Origin of the sequence: Sphingopyxis sp. BE259, assembly GCF_031457495.1 — a bacterium.
Taxonomy (GTDB): Bacteria; Pseudomonadota; Alphaproteobacteria; order Sphingomonadales; family Sphingomonadaceae; genus Sphingopyxis.
This window is the reverse complement of the sequence record NZ_JAVDWM010000001.1, coordinates 354,751-374,928: the sequence shown is the minus strand read 5'-3', so window position 1 is coordinate 374,928 and position 20,178 is coordinate 354,751. Positions and strand designations below refer to the sequence as shown.

The following is a 20,178-nucleotide window of genomic DNA, read 5'->3' as shown; positions in this document are numbered from 1 at the left end:
TTATCTTTTGACCTATTATTGGATCGGTTTTAGGCGAATATCATGAATGATGTGCCTATTGCAGTCGATCTGGACGATTTTGACCGGAAAATCCTGGCGATTCTACGCCGGGACGGTCGCATGACCTTCACCGATCTGGCGCAGCATGTCGGCCTGTCGAAAACGCCCTGCCAGCAACGCGTCCGGCGCCTGATCGACAAGGGCGTGATCACCGGCTTTGCGGCGATCGTCGATCCGGCCAAGGTCGGGCTCGATCATGTCGCCTTTGCCGAGGTGAAACTGTCCGACACGCGCGAAGCGGCATTGAAGCAGTTCAACGCCGCGGTGCGCGCGATCCCCGAGGTCGAGGAGTGCCATATGATCGCCAGCAGCTTCGATTATCTGCTCAAGGTCCGCACCATCGACATTCGCCGCTATCGCATCGTGCTGGGCGAAAAAATCTCCAGCCTGCCGCATGTCGCCAGCACCTCGACCTTCGTCGCGATGGAAACGATCAGCGAAACGGCGCGCTGACGCGAGGATTGACCGCCGCGCACAGCTGTGCCAATCGCGCTGCCGCAAGCGGGTGTAGCTCAATGGTAGAGCTTTTGCTTCCCAAGCAAGTGACGAGGGTTCGATTCCCTTCACCCGCTCCAACTTTCGCAGCGATTTGGCGACGCTAAAGCGCGATCAGCGAAAGTTCGGCCAGCCCGCGCAGCGGGACTGACGGCGCGGCTTTGCCGCGCCAGACCATCTTAGGTCACCGCCTCCACCGTCACCCGCTGGTTCAGCATCGATATCTCGCCGTAAGCGGTCAGGAAGCTGATGTCGGCGGCGTCGCGGCCGACCGCAATCTTGGCCATCTCGCCCGCCTTCGCCATGCCGGTCGCATCGACCAGATGCCAGGCGCCGCCGAGGAATACTTCTGCCACCGCGTGGAAATCCTGCGGTTCGACGCCCAGCGCATAGACGCTGACGATGCGCGCCGGGATCGCCGCCGCGCGCGCCAGGCTGACCATCACATGGGCATAGTCGCGGCACACCCCCTGCCGTTCGACAAAGCTGTCAAGCGCGCCGGTTTCGGCATCGCTCGACCCCGATACATAAGTGAAATGCGCCTCGATCCAGTCGCGCATCCGGCCGATCTTGGCGCCGCCCTCGACATCGCCGAACTCGTCCTGGACGAAGTGGATGAATTTGTTGGCGGGGCAATAGCGCGATTCGTTGAGATATTGGACCGTCTCGCCGGGCAGCCGGTGCATCGGCACCTTGTCCAGCGTGCGGTAATCGATCACGTCGCGCTGGATTTCGACCGTCGTGCGATAGCGGACATTCAGCTCGCCGCCGCGGCGCAGCCAGATGCGGTCGCCGATCATGTCCTGCGCCGGAACGCGGGCGAAATATTCACAATCGCCAACGTCGAGCACGGCGTTCAGGATCAGCTGTTCGGGGATTGCTGCGGCTTCGATGTGCAGCATCAGGTCGACCGGATCGCCCAGGCGATAGTCGAGCGCGGCGGTGATTTCGAGTTTCATCGGCTGCTAACGCTCCAAAGCGGGATCGGTGCCGCTAGGGTGATAAAAACCGCGGCACAACTGAAAAGCATTGGTGCGATTCGGCGCCGTCGCGGTATGAGCCGCCAAACCCTTCTCCGTCGGGAAATCTTGTGACCGCATCGCGTACCATTCCCTTCATCGTCGCGACGATTTTTATCGACGCGGTCGGTTTCGGCATCATCATGCCGGTGTTGCCGCAGCTGGTGATGGAGGTCGGGCGCATCGACTTGCCCCAGGCGATCGAGGTCGGGGCGTGGATCGGGCTGGTGATGGCGGTCGCGACCTTTCTGGCGTCGCCGGTGCTGGGTAATCTGTCCGATCGGTTCGGGCGGCGACGCGTGCTGCTGTTGTCGCTGGGCGGTCTGGCGATCGATTATGCGTTGCTGACGATTGTTCAGACGCTGCCCTGGCTTTTCGTGGCGCGCGCTTTGTCAGGGGTATTCGGTGGCAGTTATGCCGCCGCGCAGGCGGCGATCGCCGACATCACCAAACCCGAAGAACGCGCGCGCAACTTCGGCTTTGTCGGCGCGGCGTTCGGGGTCGGTTTTGTCGCGGGTCCGGCGATCGGCGGTTTCCTGGGTGAGATCGGCCCACGCGCGCCGTTCGTCGCCGCCGCGATCCTCGCTGCCGCCAACATGCTCTATGGTCTGTTCATCTTCCCCGAAACGCTGCCGCCCGAGCGCCGCCGCGCCTTTGACTGGCGGCGCGCCAATCCGCTGGGCGCGCTCAAGACGATGCGCGGCCTGCCCGGCATGGGCGGCGTCGCGAGCGTGCTGACGTTGTGGCAGATCGCCAGCCTGGTCTATCCGATGACGTGGAGCTTTTACTGCATCGCGCAGCTCGGCTGGACCCCCGGGATGATCGGCGCCAGCCTGGCCGCGGTCGGGGTGATGATCGCGCTGGGGCAAGCGTTTGTCGTTGGGCCGATGGTCGCGCGCTTTGGCGAGCGCGATGCCGCGACGATCGGCATTTTTATCGCGGTCGCCAATTATCTGGGCTTTGCCTTTGTCACCTCGACCTGGGGCGCGTTCCTGTTGTTGCTGCCGATCGCGTTGCAGGCGCCGGTGCAGCCGTCGCTCAACGCGCTGATGTCGCGGCGCGCCACCGCCGAAACGCAGGGCGAGGTGCAGGGGATTTCGGCGATGGCGATGGGGCTGGGCCAACTCGTCGCGCCGATCGTGCTGACCGGCACCATGGCCTATTTTACGGCGGATAAAGCGCCGGTGCATTTTCCGGGCGCCGCCTTCATCGTGTCGGCGATCTTTGGCCTGCTCGCGATCCTGATGCTGCGGCGCCTGCCCCGCGTCACGCGGACCAGCGGCGATACGCCCGATCAGATGCCGCCGTCGGTCACCGCATAGCCCGCGGCTTCCAGCCCCGCGGTCAGCATCGCGGCGCAGGCGGCAACATCGCCTGCCGACGTCGATCGGATCACGAAATTGGCGCCGACCTTGCCATCACGGAAAAAGGGATAGCTGCCGATCACGACGCCGGGATGATCCTTTTCGCCCTGGCGCAGTAGGTCGGCGACCTCGCTTTCGGGTGACCAAGCGCCGATCGTGTGGGCGATCAGCGGCGCGCCGCCCTCCAGCTCGCCGGTCAGCGCGTCGAGCATGCCCGCCGTGATGTGCGGCACCCCGGCCATGACGAACAGATTGCCGATGCGGATGCCCGGCGCGCCGGACATCCGGTTGGGGATCAGTTCGGCGCCATCGGGGGTCCGCGCCATGCGTAGCCGCGCTTCGGTCAGTTCGAGCCCGCGGCCGCCATAATAACGTTCGAGGATCGCGCGCGCGTCGGGGTGGACGATCACGCCGACGCCCAGCGCCTTCGCGACCGCATCGACGGTGATGTCGTCATGGGTCGGACCGATGCCGCCGGTGGTAAAGACATAGTCGTAGCGCGCGCGCACCGCGTTCAATGCGGCGACGATCTCGTCCTCGACATCGGGAACGACGCGCACTTCGCGCAGCCGGATACCTTGGGCATCGAGCCAGGTCGCGATCTGCGCGATATTCTTGTCCTGGGTGCGGCCCGAGAGAATCTCGTCGCCGATCACCAGCACGGCGGCTGTCCAGATCCGTTCGTCGTTCATCACCTTGCCATAACCGGACGCCATGACAAAACAAGTCCGGTGGACCTCTACATTTGTTCTTGTTATGTTCAATCTCGATTCGCAATGCGCAAGGGAGAGCCGCGATGGCCGAAGCACTGATTTTCTACACCAACCCGATGTCGCGCGGCCAGATTGTCCGCTGGATGCTCGAAGAGGTTGGCGTGCCCTATGAACCGCGCGTCCTGGATTATGGCACGACGATGAAGGACGCCACCTATCTGGCGGTCAATCCGATGGGCAAGGTTCCGGCGATCGTGCATGATGGCCAGGTGGTGACCGAATGCGCCGCGATCTGCGCCTATCTGGCCGATGCGTTTCCGCAGGCCGGCCTCGCGCCGTCACCCGCTGACCGCGCCGATTATTATCGCTGGCTGTTTTTCACTTCGGGGCCGGTCGAACAGGCGATCACCGCCAAGCATTTCGGCGTCGAGCCCGATGCCGACCAGCAACGGATGGCAGGCTTTGGTTCGCTTGCCGCCGCGCTCGACGCGCTGGAAAGCGCGGTGGCGGGCAAGGCGTTTGTGGCGGGGGACCGTTTCAGCGCCGCCGATGTGTATGTCGGCAGCCAGATCGACTGGGGGCTGCAATTCGGCACGATCGCGTCGCGCCCGGCGTTCGAGGCCTATGTCGCGCCATTACGCGAGCGGGCGGCATATCGGCGCGCGAAGGACATCGACAATGCGTTGATTGCCGAGATGCAGGCGGCGAATCCCGCTTAAAGCTGGACTTTCTGAGTCGTCATTGCGAGCGAAGCGAAGCAATCCAGAGCGGTTTACGCAAGCTCTGGATTGCCGCGTCCCCCGGATCAAGCCCGGGGTCGTCGCAATGACGAGGCTGTTTGGTAATTCGCTCGCCGTTACTAGGGCAGCGCCTTCAGCAATCCCGCAGCCAGCGGCGCGAGCCGCCGGACCTGCGGATCCTGCGATTCGCTGGCCGCAACATAGACGGCGTCGCCAAAGGCGCTGCTGTTGTGGACTGCCGCCAGCCCCGCCGTGCTAGCGTAGGGCGCTTGCCAACGCGCCGCGGCATCGGGGTGGAGCGCCTGAAACCATGCCGCCCACGCAGCGTCGTCGATGTCGGGGCGCTTCGCCAGGAACAGCAGCGGCCGCGCCAGCCGCCTCGCCTCGCCATGGACATAGGCGTGCGGCCCCGCTGGCGCGACCTGCGCCGCAATCGCGCCGAGCAGCAGGTCGGCGTCGGCGCGCGTCAGCCGCGGATTGAGCGCGATTTGCATCGCCAGATCGGCGCCATGCGCGACGCCGTGCCGCCAGCCCTCGCCCGCGATAAAGCCGCGATAATCGGTGACGCCGCGCAGATAGGTCGCGCCGATAGCGGACAGATCGTGCAATTCGGCCTCGGTCAGAAACGGTTCGATCCGGTCGGCGCGCGCGACTTCAGATAGCGCGAGCGCGGCGAAGGGGCGGCGAAACCCTGCCTTGTCCTCGGGCGCGGCGAGGGTCCGTGTAAGTCGCGCGACCGCGTGGCGCATCCCGTCCGGCTTCAGATGCTTGCCGCGCAGCCCGGCGCTCCACAGCGCGAAAGCGAAGTCATCACGGACGGCGGGATCGCTTGCGCCGAGGCACGCGATCAGCGCATCGAGCGCGGCATCATTTGCCGCGGGGAAGTAGCGACTGGCAAAGGCTGTGAGGTCGCCATCGGCGGGTCGCGCGACCGGGCAGTCGTCGCTTGTCCTCGCCGCCACGGGGACCACAGCCAGCATCGCCGCGCCGCCAACCGCACCCCATATCCACCTCATCGTCGCCCGCGTCCCCTCAAAAGAAAGAGCCCGGCGAATCGCTTCGCCGGGCTCCCTTGTTTCGTTCGATGTCCGACCCGCTTATTCGCGGCTGCCCAGCAGATTGAGCAGGAAGGTGAACATGTTGACGAAGTCGAGGTAGAGCGTCAGCGCGCCCATCACCACCGACTTGCCGACAAAGTCGGTCCCGCGGACATAGAAATACATGCTCTTGATCTTCTGCGTGTCATAGGCGGTCAGGCCCGCAAAGATCAGCACGCCGATGACACTGATCGCCAGCGTCAGCGCGCCCGACTGGAACACGAAGGCGTTGAGCAACATCGCGATCAGGATGCCAAACACGCCCATGATCAGGAAGGTGCCAAAGCCCGAAAGATCCTTCTTGGTCGTGTAGCCGTAGAGGCTGAGGCCGACGAAGGCCGCAGCGGTCGCGAAGAAAGTCTGCGCGATCGACGCGTCGGTAAAGCGCAGGAAAATCGTCGACATCGACAGACCCATCACCGCGGCGAAGGTCCAGAACAGCGCCTGAGCCGCCGTCGTCGACAGCTTGTTGATCCCGAAGCTGAGCACCAGGACGAAGGCCAGCGGCGCGAGCGCCACCACCCACATCAGCGGGCTGCCGATCAGCGACTGCGTGAAACCGCTGTTAAACGCCAGCAACGCGACGATGCCGGTCAACAGCACGCCCGAAGCCATATAGTTGTAAACCGACAGCATGTACGACCGCAGGCCGGCATCGACGGCCTGGTCCATTGCGTTCGCGCCGGTCCCAAAACCGGAAGCCGCCATATTGGGGTCGTTCCAATTCGCCATTGTCATTACTCCATCACCGGCCAGCCCATACCGGCCGTAGGGGGCAATATCGTGATTTTCTCACCGGCTTTCAAGCGAAACCGGACATCGTGCAAGTTTCGGTGGTTGCGCAGCGGCAAGCGGTTATGCTGATCCGACCATGTCGAGCCACCGCCTGTTCGTCGCGCTGCGGCCGCCGCCGCCGATCCGCGCCCGGCTGCGCGCCGCTATGCACGGGATTTCGGCGGCCCGTTGGCAGGATGACGACCAGCTCCACCTGACCCTCCGCTTCATCGGCGAGGTTGATCATCACCGCGCCGAAGACATCGCCGCAGCGCTCGGCGGGCTGCACGCCGCGGCGATTACGGCGCGGATCGCCGGGGTCGGCCTGTTCGAACGCAAGGGCTGGCCGCATACCATCTGGGCCGGGGTCGAACCGCTCGCGGCGCTCGCCGGGCTGCACCGCAAGGTCGATCAGCTGCTGGCGCGGGTCGGGGTCGCGGCAGAAACGCGCGCCTTTATACCGCATATCACGCTGGCTCGCCTGAACCGCAGCGCCGGTCCGGTTGCGGCGTTTCTGACGCAGAACAGCAATCTCGCCAGCCCACCATTCGATTTCACCCATGTCGTCCTCTATGAAAGCGAAATGGGGCATGGCGGGTCGCGCTATCATCCGGTCGCGCGCTACCCGCTTGACGTCCCGGGTGACGTTTCGGGCGACGCCTCGGCAACCAGCGCCGCGGCCACCGCGCTGACATCGTCCCATGTTGCGGCGAAACCGCCGTCGTCGCCATAATAGGGATCGGTCACGCTATCGCCTTGCCGTCCCGGCACCAGGTCGAGCATCAATCGGATCCGCGCCGTCGCGTCGGACGGGGCCAGCGCGCGGGCCTCGCGTAAATTGGCGGTATCCGCCGCGAGAATCAGGTCGAAACGATAGAAATCGTCCGGCGCCAGTTGACGGGCGCGCAGGTCCGAAATATCGGCGCCGCGCCGCCGTGCTTCGGCCTGTGCGCGGCGGTCGGGCGGGTGGCCGACATGCCAATCGCCGGTGCCCGCCGAATCGAGCGTCGCATCGATCCCGGCGGCGGCGAAGGCCGCGCGCGCCGCGCCCTCGGCCAGCGGCGAGCGGCAGATATTGCCAAGGCAGAGAAACAGGATGGTGGGCCGACCGGGGCTATTTCTGGTCATATTGCTCCTCTCGCGCCAAAGGTGAACCGACTTTCAACTTGCGCGATGCGTCGGCTCTGCTAGCCAGTGTCCATAACAGATAATGGGTCAGGGAGAGGGTTGCCAGATGGCTGAAACCGCCAGCGAAACGATTGCGGCCGAAGCGCCGGTTGCGCCCGAACCGAAGGCCACCGGCTATAGCTGGTATGTGCTGTCGGTGCTGGTCGTCGTCTATATCCTCAATTTCATCGACCGCCAGATCTTGAGCATCCTCGCGGTCGATATCAAGGCCGATCTGGGGCTGACTGACGCCGATCTGGGCTTTCTGGGGGGCGCCGCCTTTGCGGTGTTTTACGCGCTGTTCGGGATTCCGCTCGGGCGGCTGGCCGACAATTGGAGCCGAGTGAAGCTGCTGTCGATCGGGTTGGCTTTATGGTCGACGATGACGGCGCTGTCGGGATTTGCCCGCGATCAGATCACGCTGACCTTTGCCCGCATGGGGGTGGGGATCGGCGAGGCGACCGCCAGCCCCACGGCCTACTCGCTGATCTCCGACTATTTCCCGAAGAAACAGCGCGCGACTGCGCTCGCGGTCTATTCGTCGGGCCTGTATCTGGGCGGCGGTATCTCGCTGTTCATCGGCGCATGGATCGTCAAGGCGTGGAATGACGCCTATCCGGGCGGCGGCCCGCTGGACCTGGTCGGTTGGCAGGCAGCGTTCCTGGCGGTCGGCATCCCGGGACTGATCGTCGCGCTGTGGGTGGCGACGCTGCGCGAGCCGGTGCGCGGTGCGATGGACGGGGTCACCAGCCCCAGCTCGCCGACCCCGTTTCGCCAGTTCGCGCAGGATCTGTCGACGATCGTGCCGCCGTTCACGCTGATTGGCGCGTGGCAGCGCGGGCCGACCGCGCTGGCAATCAACATCGGCTTTGCGATCGGCATCGCGGCCTTCGCGTGGTGGATGATCGGCCTGACCGGCAATTTCCCGCAATGGTCGGCCGTCGGCCTGGGCTATTACGCCGTCTTTTCCTGGGCCTGCACGCTACGCGCCCGCGACAGCGCGACCTTTCGCCTGATCTGGGGCACCCCGGCGTTCATCTGCACGACGCTGGGCTATGGCATGGTCAGCCTTGCCGCCTATGCCCTCGCCTTCTGGTCGGCGCCTTATGCCGAAACCGTGCTCGGGCTGCCCAAGCAGGAATTGGCGTTCATCCTGGGCGCCAATGGCGCGGTCAGTGGCTTTATCGGGGTGATCGTCGGGGGCCGGATCGCCGATGCCTTGCGCGCCAAGAACCCGGCGGGACGCGTCCTGATGATCATCTTTGGCGTCATCGCGCCGATCGTGCCGATCTGGATCGGCTACACCACCGAAAATGCGGCGCTATTTTATACGATGAACTTCCTTGCCGGGATGTTCGGCGCCACTGCGCTTGGCGCGGCGGCGGCGACGACGCAGGATCTGGTGCTGCCGCGGATGCGCGGCACCGCGACCGCCGCCTTCTTCCTGGGCACGACTTTGGTCGGCCTGTCCTTCGGTCCCTATATGGTCGGACAGATTTCCGATCTGGCGGGAACGATAGTCGATGGCCAGCCGGTCGGCGATCTGCGCACCGGCATCCTGTCGCTGATCGGGGTCGCGCCGATCGCGCTGGTGCTGCTGCTCTATGCCTATCGCGCCGTGCCGGCAGCTGAAGCGACGATCGTCGAACGGGCCGACTCGGCTTAGGCCTGGCTTTAGCCGCCGCCCATAACGATCACGCCGCAGGCTACGCGATCGCCGCTATTGCCGCTCGGGTCGGTCTTCATGTCGTCGGGCCCGGCATGAATGACAAAGGCGGCGCCGTCGCCGTCGAGCATTCCGCCTTCACCGGTCAGCCGCGTGCCGACGAGGGTCAGCGTCGCGCGGCCGATTGTCTCCGGCTCCACCACCAGATTGGGCAGATCGCCATGATGGGCGCCCAGCGGATTGTCGCGGCCGTGCTGGGCATTGGTCGGGTTCCAGTGCGGCCCCGCCGTCGTGAATTTGGGCCCGTCGCAGCGGCCGACGGCATGGACGTGCATGCCATAGGTGCTGGGGGCAAAACCCCGTGCGACCAGCTCGACCCGCAGCCCGGTGGTGTCGCGATAGAAATCAGCGCGCCCGCGGTCGGCGCCCTTCGCATCATAAAGCTGGGCATGGGCATCGGCGACCGGGAGTGTCGTCGCCGCCTGTTTCCCCATCCCGGCGCATCCGGCGAGCGCGAGCGCCCCGGCGGTAACCAATGCGGGGGCAATCGCCCGTTTCCGGCCCGAACCAATCTTCATTTTGCTGCTCCCTGCTACCTGACTGAGATCAGAACGTCACGGCGGTGCGTTTCGATCCCGCGCCACCGACGATGCCCTCATTCATCGCCAACTCCAAGGACATAAGTCCAGGCGCCAAGACCGGCAATCAGGCGAGCGACGGAAAACTCGCCTTCAAACCGTCGATGACGAACTGCGCCGCCAGCGCGGCGAGCAGCACCCCGAGCAGGCGGGTGATCACCGCCTCGCCCTTGTTACCGATCAGCCGCATCAGCGGCCCCGCCGCGAGCAGCGCGCCCAGCGTCAGCAGCAGCACGAGCAGCAGCGCGCCAAAGATCACGAACGCCCGGTCCAGGCCGTTGTTCTGCGCGACCAGCAGCATCACCGATGCGATCGAGCCCGGTCCGGCCAGCATCGGCATCGCCATCGGGAACACCGACACATCCTCGATCTCGGGCGTCGCGATCAGTTTTTCGGCGCGCTGCTCCCGGCGTTCGGTGCGCTTTTCGAACACCATGTCGATCGCAATGATGAACAGCATGATGCCGCCCGCGATGCGGAAACTGTCGAGGTCGATGTGCAGGAAGCTGAGCAGGGCCTCGCCGAACATCGCGAAAAAGACCAGAATCAACCCGGCGATCACCGTCGCGCGTATCGCCATCGACCGGCGCTGCGCCGCGCTGGCACCCGTCGTCAGGCTGGCATAGATCGGCGCGCAGCCGGGTGGGTCGATGACCACGAACAGCGTGACAAAGGCCGAGATGAACAGGTCGATCATGGCTGTTTCGGCGCCGCGACCTGATCGTCGATCACCGTCGCCATCGCACTGCCGTCCCACAGCCGGATGGTGACACGGCGCGACCGGTCGGGCCGCACCGTCGACGTCCAACTGAGCGTCTGGTCGGGCGACAGGCCGACCGCCATATCGTCACCCTCAGCGCCCGCTTCGATGGGGACGGCGGGGCGCGATCCGCACACCGCCTGCTTCGATTCGATGAATTCGGGCGCCTCGCGCGGGGCGGCCAGCGCATCGCCATGGTCGAGGATCCAGTTGGTCTTGCCGCTTTTGGGATCGCGCAGCCAGACGGTGCTGAAGAAACCGTTCGCCGGTCCCTTTTGCCACGCGCCCGTCGTTACCCCGGCGTTGCCGTCGCAGCTGACATAGACCGCGTGCGGCTGCCACTTCACCGCCTCGGCAGGATCGGTCTGGGTTTTCAGCCAATCGCGCGCCTTCACCCGCTGCGGCACGAACATGACCGCGTCGGGGTGCGAGGTTTCGCGAAACGCGGTCCACTGGCCCTTGTCCTGCGCCAGCCGCGCAAAGCCGATCTCGGCAGCGACAAAGGCGCTGGGGTTCGGACCGAGCGGCCGATTGCGAAGATCGTCGGGGTTGCCGGCGCATCCGGCGAGCAAGGACAGCGCAAGCGCAGGAAGCAGGAGGTGACGCATCAAAAGCCTTCCGGATCGGCAAGCCCCGCGCGGCGGTGCGCGGCGACGAGGGTGTTGCGAAGCAAGCAGGCGATCGTCATCGGCCCGACCCCGCCGGGAACGGGGGTGATCGCATCGGCGACCGCTATGACCTCGGCATAATCGACGTCGCCGACCAGCCGCCCCTTGGCGACGCCTTCGGCAGGCGGCAGGCGGTTGATGCCGACATCGATGACGATTGCACCAGGCTTGATCCAGTCGCCCTTGACCATCTCGGCGCGCCCGACCGCCGCGACGACGATGTCGGCGCGGCGCACAAGCGCGGGCAGATCTTTGGTGCGGCTATGCGCCATCGTCACCGTGGCATTGGCCCCGAGCAGCAATTGCCCCATCGGCTTGCCGACCAGGATCGAACGCCCGACGACAATCGCGTCCTTGCCCGACAGGTCGCCGAGCCGATCCTGCAGCAGCAGCAGGCAGCCATAGGGGGTGCAGGGCACCATCCCCGGGATGCCCAGCGCCAGCCGACCGGCGCTGACCGGGGTCAGCCCGTCGACATCCTTGTCGGGATCGATCGTCGCGACCGCAGCCTGTTCGTCAAGGTGGCCGGGGAGCGGGAGTTGCAGCAGGATGCCATCGACCGCATCGTCGGCATTAAGCTCTGCAAGCAACGCCTCAACCTCGGCCTGCGTCGCGGTGGCGGGCAGGCGGTGTTCGAAGCTGGCCATGCCCGCGGCGATCGTCGCCTTGCCCTTGGACCCGACATAGACCGCGCTTGCCGGGTCGTCGCCGACCAGCACAACGGCAAGGCCGGGCGCGCGGCCGGTTGCGGCGACAAAGGCGGGAACCGCATCGGCAATCCGGGCGCGCAGGCCAGCGGCAAACGCCTTGCCGTCGATCACCTGCGCCGCGGTGTCAGCCATCGTCACGCCATGCCGTTGGCATAGGCCAGCCGCGCCAGATAACCGAGCACCGGCCCGTCGAGAATGATGATGATGATCAGCACCAGCATCGGGGTCAGGTCGAGCCCGCCGAAATCGGGCATGATGCGGCGGAAGGGCCGATATAGCGGCTCGGTAATCCGATCGAGCACCGTCCACAGCTGGTTGACGAAATCATTGTGCGTGTTGATCACGTTGAACGCGATCAGCCACGACATCACCGCCTGCGCGATGATGAACCACCACAGGACCGTCAGGATGATGTGGACGATCTGGAGGAGCATGAGAACCAAGGCGATTTCTCCGAAAAAGGATCTTGCCGCGTCTCTTAGCGGTGAATGAGCGTCCCCGCACCCCTTGCGGTGAAAATTTCGAGCAGCATCGCGTGCGGAATGCGCCCGTCGAGGATGACCGCCGCCTCGACCCCCGCATCGACCGCGGCGACGCATGTTTCAACCTTCGGGATCATGCCGCCGGTGATCGTGTCATCCGCCTTGAGCGCGTCGATCGCCGCGCGGTCGAGGTCGGTCAGCAGATTCTTGTCCTTGTCGAGCACCCCGGCAACGTCGGTCAGCAGGAAAAACCGCTTGGCGCCCAGCGCCCCGGCGATCGCGCCCGCCATCGTGTCGGCGTTGATGTTGTAGGTCGCACCGTCGGCACCCAGCGCGACCGGGGCGACGATGGGAATGAAATTGTCCTTGGTCAGGTTGATCAGGATCGTCGGATCGACCGCCACCGGTTCGCCGACAAAGCCCAGGTCAACGTGGCGCTCGATCCCCGAATTGGGGTCGGGCTGGGTCCGGCTAACCTTTTCGGCGAGCACCAGATTGGCGTCCTTGCCCGAAATCCCGACCGCACGGCCGCCGAGCGCGGCAAGCCAGCTGACGATTTCCTTGTTGATCTTGCCCGCCAGCACCATCTCGGCAACCTCGGCGGTCGCCGCGTCGGTGACGCGCAGGCCGCCGACAAAGGACGATTCGATGCCGAGCTTTTTCAGCATCGCGCCGATTTGCGGCCCGCCGCCATGGACAACGACCGGGTTGATGCCGACCGCTTTGAGCAGCACGATGTCCTCGGCAAAATCACGCTGCGCCTCGGGATCGCCCATGGCATGGCCGCCATATTTGATCACGAACGTCTCACCGGCATAACGCTGCAAATAGGGCAGCGCCTCGACCAGCGTTTCGGCCTTGGCGAGCAGGTCGGGCATTTCGGGCGCGTCAGTCATCACGATCATCCGCCGTTCTTGGCGTCGAGATTACGGCCGAGCGCGACCAGTCCGGTGATCACGAACGGGATGACCAGCACCGACAGCGCGACCTTCGCCAGCATCTGCCCGCCCATCAGATTGGCGATCGGGAACACCCCGTAAAAGGCGATGGTGACGAACAGTAACGTATCGACGATCTGACTGAGCGCGCTCGCGATCGCGCCGCGGATCGCCAGCCAGGTGGTGCCGGTCCCGGCGCCCTCGCGTCCGCGCAACTTGCTGAAAATCGTGACGTTCAGAAATTGCGAAGTGCCATAGGCGACGATGCCCGCCGCCATCAGCCGTGGTCCCTGCCCCAGAATCAGGTCGAACGCGGCGAGCCGTTCGGGCTGCATCTCCGCCGAGGCAGGCAGCGCCAGGACGAGCGAGATCAGCATGATCGACAGCACCAGCGGCACAAAGCCCCACAGCACCAGCTTGTTCGCGGTCGACTGGCCATGAAGTTCGGACACCGTGCTCGACAGCGCCACGAGCAGCAAAAACGGGAAAATCCCCGCCTCGACCGCCAGCCAGTCGCCCAGCGCCACCTGTTTGTTCCCCAGCACCCCGGCGAGCACGACCATGCCGCCATAGATGATGGTGAACAGGAACAGGGAGGGCGAGAGGGTGCGCGGCAGCGCCGTCGATGTGGTGTCGGTCATGCCGCGCGATAGTCGGTTTTGCGGACGCTGGAAAGATGCGCGTGGCACCGGCACTTGCCCCACCGTCAAAGCCCGCTAGACAGACGTAATAAACTTGCGGGGGACGCACGAAGATATGGAACGCCTGATTGGATTGGTTGGCATTGTCGCGCTGTTGGCGATTGCCGTCCTGTTTTCGTCGAACCGCCGCTGGATTCGACTGCGCATCGTCATTCCCGCCTTCCTGCTTCAGGCCGGTTTCGCGGTGCTGGTGATCGGCACCCCGTGGGGTCGCAACATCATTCAGGCGATGTCGAACGGTGTGTCGAACCTGCTCGGCTATGCCAAGGCGGGGACCGATTTTATCTTCGGCCCACTCGCTTCGCCCGAAATCGGCGCCAACAGCTTTGCGATCGCGGCGCTGCCGGTTATCGTCTTTTTCGCCTCGCTGATCTCGATCCTCTATTACCTCGGCATCATGCAGCTGGTGATCAAATGGGTCGGCGGCGCGATCCAGAAAATCACCGGCATCACCAAGGTCGAAAGCCTGGGCGCGGCGGCGAATATCTTTGTCGGCCAGTCCGAATCGCCGCTCGTCATCCGCCCCTATCTGGCGGGCCTCACCCCGCCGCAGCTGTTCACGATCATGACTGTCGGCATGGCGGGCGTCGCGGGCACCATATTGGGTGCCTATGCAAGCATGATCGGCGAACAATTGCTGCCCTATCTGCTCGCCGCCAGCTTCATGTCCGCGCCGGGCGGCATTCTGATGGCGAAGATCATGATGCCCGACGATCCCAAGGATCTGGGTATCGAACCGGTCATCATGCCCGAGGCGAGCCATGATGAGGAAAAGCCCGCCAATATCATCATGGCCGCGGCGCAGGGCGCCCAGACCGGGGTCAAGCTGGCGGTCGCGGTCGGCGCGATGGTGCTCGCCTTTGTGGCGCTCGTCGCGCTGGCCAACGGTCTGCTCGGCGGCATCGGCGGCTGGCTGGGTTACCCCGACCTGTCGTTTCAGGCGATCATCGGCGCCTTATTCCGCCCGGTGATGTGGCTGATGGGCGTGCCGTGGGACGAAAGCGCGGTCGTCGGCGGACTGTTCGGCAGCAAGATCGTCCTCAACGAATTCGTCGCCTTCATCGACCTCGGCAAGGTGCAAGGCGACATGTCGCTCGCCGCGGTCGCGATCGCCACCTTTGCGCTGTGCGGGTTCGCCAATTTCAGCTCGATCGCGATCCAGATGGCGGTGACCGGCGGGCTGGCGCCCAACCAGCGACCGATGATCGCCAAGCTCGGCCTCAAAGCCCTGCTCGCGGGCAGCCTGTCGAACCTGATGTCGGCGGCCTTGGCGGGGTTGATGCTGGGTATCGCGCCGCCGGTCGCAACGCCGCCCACGACGCCCACCGCAAAGGCGGTGACCGTTCCGGCGGAAGCGCCCGCCGCGGCGCCCGAAGCGGCAAAAACCGCCCCTGCCAACGCCCCCTAACCGACTGCTCGCGTCTCTTGGGGGCAATTTGCAAGCCCGCCCCGATTGGCGTATTCTTTGGCCGGAAAACGAATCCCCGGGTCGCAATCGCCAACAGGGAGCTTGCCATGAAAATCGCATATCGTTTGTCGTTCCTCGCCGTTGCCGCAGCGTCGATTGGAACGGGTGTCCTCGCTACCTCCAGCGCCCAGACCCCCGAAGACCGCATGTATCGCCCACCCGAGGCGACAATCTATCGCGACGCCGCCTATCGCGGCCCGGCAGTGTTCATCGGCGAGGCGAAACCCAACCTCGGCCTCGCCTGGCCGGTCAATTCGATCCGCGTCGCCAGCGGTCGATGGGAGCTTTGCGAAAAAACCCGCTATCGCGGCACCTGCCGCACGATCGAGCGCGACACGCCGATGCTGAACAACGTGCTACGCGGGCTGTCCATCCAGTCGATCCGCCCGGTTGGATCGGGCGGCGGCTGGAATCCGAATCCGCCCGCCAATGATCAGGTCACCCGCGGCAATTTCGCCGAATTCCATACCCAACCCGCGCAAAACAACCGCCGTGTCCTTGCTTGCCAGTCTGGATCGGCAACGGCGAACTGCGCGGCGCAGACCGCCGACAATTATTGCCGTTCGATCGGCTGGAACGGGTCGGCGCGCGAGCATATGGAGACGGTCAATAACCGCGTCTATCTGGCCGACGTGCTCTGTGTCCGCTCGGGCTATTGAGGGGAGACACGCGATGCAAAGGATCAAATTCATCGCGCCCGCCGTCGCTGCGCTGGCGCTGTCGGCCTGCATGTCGGTCGGCGGGCCGGGGGTCAGCACCTATTATGAATGCGACCGCGGCACCCGGCTGAAAGTCGATTTCGTGGGCGACCGGGCGCTGGTCAGCGTCAACGGCGGCCGCTCCGAACCGATGCGCTCCACCCCCGCTGCCAGCGGCGCGATCTACGAAAACCGCGCGGGATGGCGCCTGCATACCAAAGGGAATGAGGCGATGTGGAACACCGCGCTGCGTTCGGCCCCCGAAACTTGTCGCCAAGTGGTGGTGCCGCGCTAGGGCGCGATCAAAGCGCCATCTTCGCCAGCGCTGCGCGCACCTCGCCGACGAACAGTTCGGGCTGCTCCCACGCGGCAAAATGGCCGCCGCGGGGCAGTTCGTTCCAGTGGACGATAGTCTTGTAGCGCCGCTCGGCCCAGCGCCGCGACAGCCGCATGATCTCGTTCGGAAACAGGCTGCACCCCGTCGGCACCAGGATTTCGCCCGCGGCGAAATTGCGGAAGCTGTGCCAGTATAGCCGCGCCGACGACGCGGCGCTGGCGGTCAGCCAATAGAGGCTGATCGTGTCGAGCATCGCGTCCTTCGACAGTGCAGTCTCCGGATGGCCGCCGATCGACTGGCCTCCCGGTTGATGCCCGCAATCGGTCCAGCCGTGGAATTTTTCGGCGATCCACGCCATTTGGCCGACCGGCGAATCGGTGAGCGCATAGCCGATCGTCTGCGGCCGCGTGGCGTGCTGGGTCGAATAGCCGCTGTCCTTGGCCTGATACCAGGCGAAGCGCGCGAGATAGAGTTTTTCGTTATCGGTCAGATCGCTCATCAGGTCGGGCGGCGGCGCGCCGACCACCATATTGACGTGGATGCCGGCGCAATGATCGGCGTGGTTCATCCCGATCGCGCAGGTCACCGCGCTGCCCCAATCGCCGCCCTGCGCGAAATAGCGATCATAGCCGAGCGCGACCATCAGCGCGTCCCACGCCGCGCCGATATGCTCGACGCTCCATTTGGCCGCGGTCGGCTTGCCCGAAAAGCCGTAGCCGGGCAGCGAGGGGATCACGAGATGATAGTCCGCGGACAACGGCTCGATGACGTCGAGAAATTCGAGCACCGACCCCGGCCAGCCGTGGGTCAGGACCAGCGGGCGCGCGGCGGGATTGGCCGACCGAATGTGGAGGAAGTGGATGTCGAGGCCGTCGATCGTCGCCAGATAGTTGGGCAGCGCGTTCAGCCGCGCCTCGACTCTGCGCCAATCATATTCGTCGCGCCAATAGGCCGCGAGTTCCTGCGCATAGGCAAGCGGGATGCCCTGATCCCAGTCGGCGACCGTTTCCTTCTCCGGCCAGCGCGTCCGCGCCAGCCGGTCTTTGAGATCATCGAGCGCTGCCTGCGGCACATCGACGACGAAACTGCAGATATTAGCGACGTCCATGGCATCCCTCCCCTGCCGTCCGCTTATCAGGGCCGCGCCGGCGCCTTACAACCGCGTTCGAGCCCGACGCCTTTCAGGAAGCCGCGGCGCACGGTTCCGGCATAGACGGCCAGCGCATAGCGCCGCCGTTCGGCATTGGCGCCGGTGACTTCGCCGATCAGCCCGCGAAAGGGAATGATCGAACCAGCGACATTGCCGACCACCCGGCCCGCGGTTTCTTCGCGCTTTTTGGCGCGGTCCTTGTCGACCTGTTCGTTGACGTCGGGACCCAGCACGGTGTCGAGTTCGTTGATTTCGCCGATGATCGCGGCGCATTTTCCAAGGCCCGCGAGCGAGTAGGGCCTTTCCTGGATCGCGAGCAGTTTGGGCGGGATTTCTTTGCCGTCGAACGGTTCGGTCACCTGATTGGCGGTGTCCTTGATCGTCGAATCTTCGGGCGCGCCCTGCTGGGCATAAGCGGCTGCCGATGCCGCCAGCGCGGCGACCGACAAAGCTGCGAGAATTTTCCTGTGCATATGGTGCCTCCTGTGCTGCCCCCTGACAGCCACCAGACTAACGCGTCGGAACCGGTTCGGCTCCCGTCCAGTCGTAAAAGCCGCGGCCCGCCTTTTTGCCGACCCAACCCGCCGCGACATATTGGACGAGAAGCGGGGCGGGGCGGAATTTGGGATCGCCGGTGCCGCTGTGCAGGACGCGGATGATTTCGAGGCAGGTGTCGAGCCCGATGAAATCGGCAAGCGTGATCGGCCCCATCGGATGATTGAGCCCCAGACGGCACCCGGCGTCGATGTCCTGCATCGTCGCAACGCCTTCACCCAACGCGAACACCGCTTCGTTGATCAGCGGCATCAGAACGCGGTTGACGATGAAACCCGGCGCGTCGTTGGCGTGGACGATTTCCTTGCCGAGACCGCGGCCAAAGGCTTCGACCGTTTGCAGCGTCGCGTCGCTGGTGGCGAGGCCGCGGATCAGTTCGATCAGCCCCATCACCGGCACCGGATTGAAGAAATGCACCCCGATGAAGCGCGCCGGGTCGGGCGACGCCTGCGCCAGGCGCGTAATCGGGATCGAGCTGGTGTTGCTGGCCAGAATCGCGGTGTCCGACAGATACTGGCCGACGCTGGCAAAGATCGCGCGCTTGATTTCCTCGCGCTCGGTCGCGGCTTCGATGACGAGATCGGCGGGGGCGAAGGCGCTGTGGTCGGCGACCGGGGTGATCCGCGCGAGCAACGCGTCGGCATCGCTCTGGCTCATCTTGTCCTTGGCGACGAGGCGGCCGAGCGCCTTGGCGATGCCCGCCTTGCCGACTTCGGCGCGCGCGAGGTCAATGTCCGAAAGCAGCACATCATGGCCCGCGCCCGCCGATACCTGGGCGATCCCCGCGCCCATTTGACCTGCCCCGATGACGCCGACGATCATATGCTGTCCCCTAATATTTTCAAAACACCCCACCGCCGTTCGCCCTGAGCTTGTCGAAGGGCCGTTCTTGTCTTTCGACCGGCGCAATAAAGAAGGACGGTCCTTCGACAAGCTCGGGACAAAGGATGTCAGGGAGCGTCCCTCGCTCTACGTTCTGGCGCTAGCCCGTCAAGGGGCCGAGCGGAAGGCGGTCGCTTCGGCGAGGATCAGGGCAAAGGCGGGGTCGGTGTCGTCCCAGGTCGCCACCGGGGTCCAACCGCCGGCGCGGAGCAGCAAATTGGCGTCGCGGGCACCGTATTTGTGGCTGTTTTCGCTGTGGATCGTCTGACCCGCGGCCATATGATAGCGATGTCCGTCGATCGTGAAATCCATCGCGCACGCGGCAACGAGGTGCATTTCGATCCGCGCATGAACATCGTCCCACACCGCGCGGTGTGTGAAATTTTCGACCGGAATGTCGCCGTCCAGCTCGCGGTTGATCCGCTCCAGCAGGTTGAGATTGAACGCCGCAGTCACCCCCGCCGGATCGTCATAGGCACGTGTCAGCACCCCGACATCCTTGATCCGGTCGATGCCGATCAGCAGCAGCGACCCGTCGCCGAGCGCGCCGCGCCAGTGGCGCAGCAGGTCAATCGCGGTGCGCGCGACCATGTTGCCGATCGTGCTGCCCGGAAAAAAGCCGAGTTTGGCAAGATCGGCAATCTCGCGCGGCAATTCGACCCGCTGGGTGAAATCAGCCTCGACGGGATAGACCGGCAAGCCCGGAAACCGCGGCGCCAGCGCGGCGGCGCTGTCGCGCAGGAAATCGCCCGAAATATCGACCGGAACATAGGCGGCAGGCGCAATCGCATCGAGCAGCAGCGGGGTCTTGGCCGAGCTGCCCGAGCCGAGTTCGACGACCGCGCGACCGGCACCGATCGCGGCGGCCAGATCAGCGGCATGGCGGGTGAGCAGGTCGGTTTCGCTGCGCGTCGGGTAATATTCGGGCAGCGCAGTGATATCCTCGAACAACGCCGATCCGGTCGCGTCATAGAACCAGCGCGCGGGAATCGCTTTTTGCGTCTGGCCAAGCCCGGCATGGACGTCGGCGCGAAACGCGATATCGACCCCGGCGGCATCGGCGTCGACCTGCCGAAGATTGCGAACAACGCCCATG

At 64.9% G+C, this 20,178-nt stretch carries 24 protein-coding genes and 1 tRNA gene; 9 read left to right on the top strand and 16 right to left on the bottom strand.

Annotation, left to right across the window (positions count from 1 at the left end; genetic code table 11):
- Positions 1 to 42 precede the first annotated feature (42 nt).
- Complete coding sequence (locus J2X44_RS01910; RefSeq protein WP_310087593.1) at positions 43 to 513, top strand: Lrp/AsnC family transcriptional regulator; 471 nt, start codon at positions 43 to 45, stop codon at positions 511 to 513.
- A 48-nt stretch (positions 514 to 561) separates the two neighbouring features.
- A tRNA-Gly gene (locus tag J2X44_RS01905) sits at positions 562 to 635 on the top strand.
- A 99-nt stretch (positions 636 to 734) separates the two neighbouring features.
- Here the strand turns inward: J2X44_RS01905 and J2X44_RS01900 are convergent.
- Positions 735 to 1,514: a transglutaminase family protein gene (locus J2X44_RS01900; protein WP_310087592.1), complete on the bottom strand. Its 780-nt coding sequence runs from the start codon at positions 1,512 to 1,514 to the stop codon at positions 735 to 737.
- A 131-nt stretch (positions 1,515 to 1,645) separates the two neighbouring features.
- Here J2X44_RS01900 and J2X44_RS01895 point away from each other — a divergent pair, with 131 nt between their 5' ends.
- Entirely contained in the window at positions 1,646 to 2,896 is a 1,251-nt protein-coding gene (locus J2X44_RS01895) for a TCR/Tet family MFS transporter (RefSeq protein ID WP_405053335.1), read from the top strand.
- Here J2X44_RS01895 and J2X44_RS01890 read toward each other — a convergent pair.
- Positions 2,869 to 3,630 (bottom strand): molybdopterin-binding protein, encoded by a 762-nt coding sequence (locus J2X44_RS01890; RefSeq protein WP_310088306.1) that lies wholly within the window; start codon positions 3,628 to 3,630, stop codon positions 2,869 to 2,871. The two genes, J2X44_RS01895 and J2X44_RS01890, sit on opposite strands and share 28 nt — an antisense overlap.
- Positions 3,631 to 3,734: 104 nt before the next feature.
- Between J2X44_RS01890 and J2X44_RS01885 the strand changes: the two genes are divergently transcribed.
- Positions 3,735 to 4,370, top strand: a complete 636-nt coding sequence (locus J2X44_RS01885; protein WP_310087591.1) for a glutathione S-transferase family protein — start codon at positions 3,735 to 3,737, stop codon at positions 4,368 to 4,370.
- Between the two features lie 140 nt (positions 4,371 to 4,510).
- On the opposite strand, the gene J2X44_RS01880 is transcribed toward J2X44_RS01885, so the two are convergent.
- Positions 4,511 to 5,407 carry a DUF2785 domain-containing protein gene (locus J2X44_RS01880; RefSeq protein WP_310087590.1) on the bottom strand — a complete coding sequence of 299 codons (897 nt, stop codon included), beginning with the start codon at positions 5,405 to 5,407 and terminating at the stop codon, positions 4,511 to 4,513.
- 81 nt (positions 5,408 to 5,488) lie between these two features.
- Positions 5,489 to 6,220, bottom strand: a complete 732-nt coding sequence (locus J2X44_RS01875; RefSeq protein ID WP_310087589.1) for a Bax inhibitor-1/YccA family protein — start codon at positions 6,218 to 6,220, stop codon at positions 5,489 to 5,491.
- 139 nt (positions 6,221 to 6,359) lie between these two features.
- Between J2X44_RS01875 and thpR the strand changes: the two genes are divergently transcribed.
- Positions 6,360 to 6,995 carry an RNA 2',3'-cyclic phosphodiesterase gene (gene thpR / locus J2X44_RS01870; protein ID WP_310087588.1) on the top strand — a complete coding sequence of 212 codons (636 nt, stop codon included), beginning with the start codon at positions 6,360 to 6,362 and terminating at the stop codon, positions 6,993 to 6,995.
- Here thpR and J2X44_RS01865 read toward each other — a convergent pair.
- Complete coding sequence (locus J2X44_RS01865) at positions 6,884 to 7,390, bottom strand: low molecular weight protein-tyrosine-phosphatase (RefSeq protein WP_310087587.1); 507 nt, start codon at positions 7,388 to 7,390, stop codon at positions 6,884 to 6,886. The genes thpR and J2X44_RS01865 overlap by 112 nt on opposite strands.
- A 106-nt stretch (positions 7,391 to 7,496) precedes the next feature.
- Between J2X44_RS01865 and J2X44_RS01860 the strand changes: the two genes are divergently transcribed.
- Positions 7,497 to 9,095 (top strand): MFS transporter, encoded by a 1,599-nt coding sequence (locus tag J2X44_RS01860; RefSeq protein WP_310087586.1) that lies wholly within the window; start codon positions 7,497 to 7,499, stop codon positions 9,093 to 9,095.
- 8 nt (positions 9,096 to 9,103) lie between these two features.
- On the opposite strand, the gene J2X44_RS01855 is transcribed toward J2X44_RS01860, so the two are convergent.
- From J2X44_RS01855 to J2X44_RS01825, 7 genes are all read right to left on the bottom strand, one after another.
- Complete coding sequence (locus tag J2X44_RS01855; protein WP_310087585.1) at positions 9,104 to 9,673, bottom strand: superoxide dismutase family protein; 570 nt, start codon at positions 9,671 to 9,673, stop codon at positions 9,104 to 9,106.
- Between the two features lie 127 nt (positions 9,674 to 9,800).
- Positions 9,801 to 10,430 carry a MarC family protein gene (locus J2X44_RS01850; RefSeq protein WP_310087583.1) on the bottom strand — a complete coding sequence of 210 codons (630 nt, stop codon included), beginning with the start codon at positions 10,428 to 10,430 and terminating at the stop codon, positions 9,801 to 9,803.
- Positions 10,427 to 11,101, bottom strand: a complete 675-nt coding sequence (locus J2X44_RS01845; RefSeq protein WP_310087582.1) for a hypothetical protein — start codon at positions 11,099 to 11,101, stop codon at positions 10,427 to 10,429. Before J2X44_RS01845 ends, J2X44_RS01850 begins: the two co-directional genes overlap by 4 nt.
- Positions 11,101 to 12,003: a bifunctional methylenetetrahydrofolate dehydrogenase/methenyltetrahydrofolate cyclohydrolase FolD gene (folD, locus tag J2X44_RS01840; protein ID WP_310087581.1), complete on the bottom strand. Its 903-nt coding sequence runs from the start codon at positions 12,001 to 12,003 to the stop codon at positions 11,101 to 11,103. Before folD ends, J2X44_RS01845 begins: the two co-directional genes overlap by 1 nt.
- A 2-nt stretch (positions 12,004 to 12,005) precedes the next feature.
- Entirely contained in the window at positions 12,006 to 12,305 is a 300-nt protein-coding gene (locus J2X44_RS01835; RefSeq protein ID WP_137751535.1) for a YggT family protein, read from the bottom strand.
- 44 nt (positions 12,306 to 12,349) lie between these two features.
- Complete coding sequence (gene argB, locus J2X44_RS01830) at positions 12,350 to 13,249, bottom strand: acetylglutamate kinase (protein WP_405053334.1); 900 nt, start codon at positions 13,247 to 13,249, stop codon at positions 12,350 to 12,352.
- 5 nt (positions 13,250 to 13,254) lie between these two features.
- On the bottom strand, positions 13,255 to 13,932 hold the full coding sequence (locus tag J2X44_RS01825) for a queuosine precursor transporter (RefSeq protein WP_310087579.1): 678 nt from the start codon (positions 13,930 to 13,932) through the stop codon (positions 13,255 to 13,257).
- Positions 13,933 to 14,047: 115 nt separating this feature from the next.
- Here J2X44_RS01825 and J2X44_RS01820 point away from each other — a divergent pair, with 115 nt between their 5' ends.
- The 3 genes from J2X44_RS01820 (at position 14,048) to J2X44_RS01810 (ending at position 16,453) form a co-directional block, all read left to right on the top strand.
- On the top strand, positions 14,048 to 15,400 hold the full coding sequence (locus J2X44_RS01820; RefSeq protein ID WP_310087578.1) for a nucleoside transporter C-terminal domain-containing protein: 1,353 nt from the start codon (positions 14,048 to 14,050) through the stop codon (positions 15,398 to 15,400).
- 107 nt (positions 15,401 to 15,507) lie between these two features.
- The gene (locus J2X44_RS01815; protein ID WP_310087577.1) at positions 15,508 to 16,119 is read left to right on the top strand and encodes a beta/gamma crystallin-related protein; all 612 of its coding nucleotides are present in this window, start codon (positions 15,508 to 15,510) and stop codon (positions 16,117 to 16,119) included.
- Positions 16,120 to 16,132: 13 nt separating this feature from the next.
- The gene (locus J2X44_RS01810; RefSeq protein ID WP_310087576.1) at positions 16,133 to 16,453 is read left to right on the top strand and encodes an MliC family protein; all 321 of its coding nucleotides are present in this window, start codon (positions 16,133 to 16,135) and stop codon (positions 16,451 to 16,453) included.
- A gap of 7 nt (positions 16,454 to 16,460) precedes the next feature.
- On the opposite strand, the gene J2X44_RS01805 is transcribed toward J2X44_RS01810, so the two are convergent.
- The 4 genes from J2X44_RS01805 to egtD all read right to left on the bottom strand — a co-directional run bounded on the left by J2X44_RS01805 (position 16,461) and on the right by egtD (position 20,177).
- Entirely contained in the window at positions 16,461 to 17,603 is a 1,143-nt protein-coding gene (locus tag J2X44_RS01805) for an epoxide hydrolase (RefSeq protein ID WP_310087575.1), read from the bottom strand.
- A 26-nt stretch (positions 17,604 to 17,629) separates the two neighbouring features.
- Positions 17,630 to 18,118, bottom strand: coding sequence for a hypothetical protein (locus tag J2X44_RS01800; protein WP_310087574.1), 489 nt, complete (start codon positions 18,116 to 18,118; stop codon positions 17,630 to 17,632).
- A gap of 37 nt (positions 18,119 to 18,155) precedes the next feature.
- A complete protein-coding gene (locus tag J2X44_RS01795) occupies positions 18,156 to 19,022 on the bottom strand; it encodes a 3-hydroxyacyl-CoA dehydrogenase NAD-binding domain-containing protein (RefSeq protein WP_310087573.1) in 867 nt (288 codons plus the stop codon).
- A 168-nt stretch (positions 19,023 to 19,190) separates the two neighbouring features.
- The gene (gene egtD / locus J2X44_RS01790; protein ID WP_310087572.1) at positions 19,191 to 20,177 is read right to left on the bottom strand and encodes an L-histidine N(alpha)-methyltransferase; all 987 of its coding nucleotides are present in this window, start codon (positions 20,175 to 20,177) and stop codon (positions 19,191 to 19,193) included.
- Between the last annotated feature and the right edge of the window lies 1 nt (position 20,178).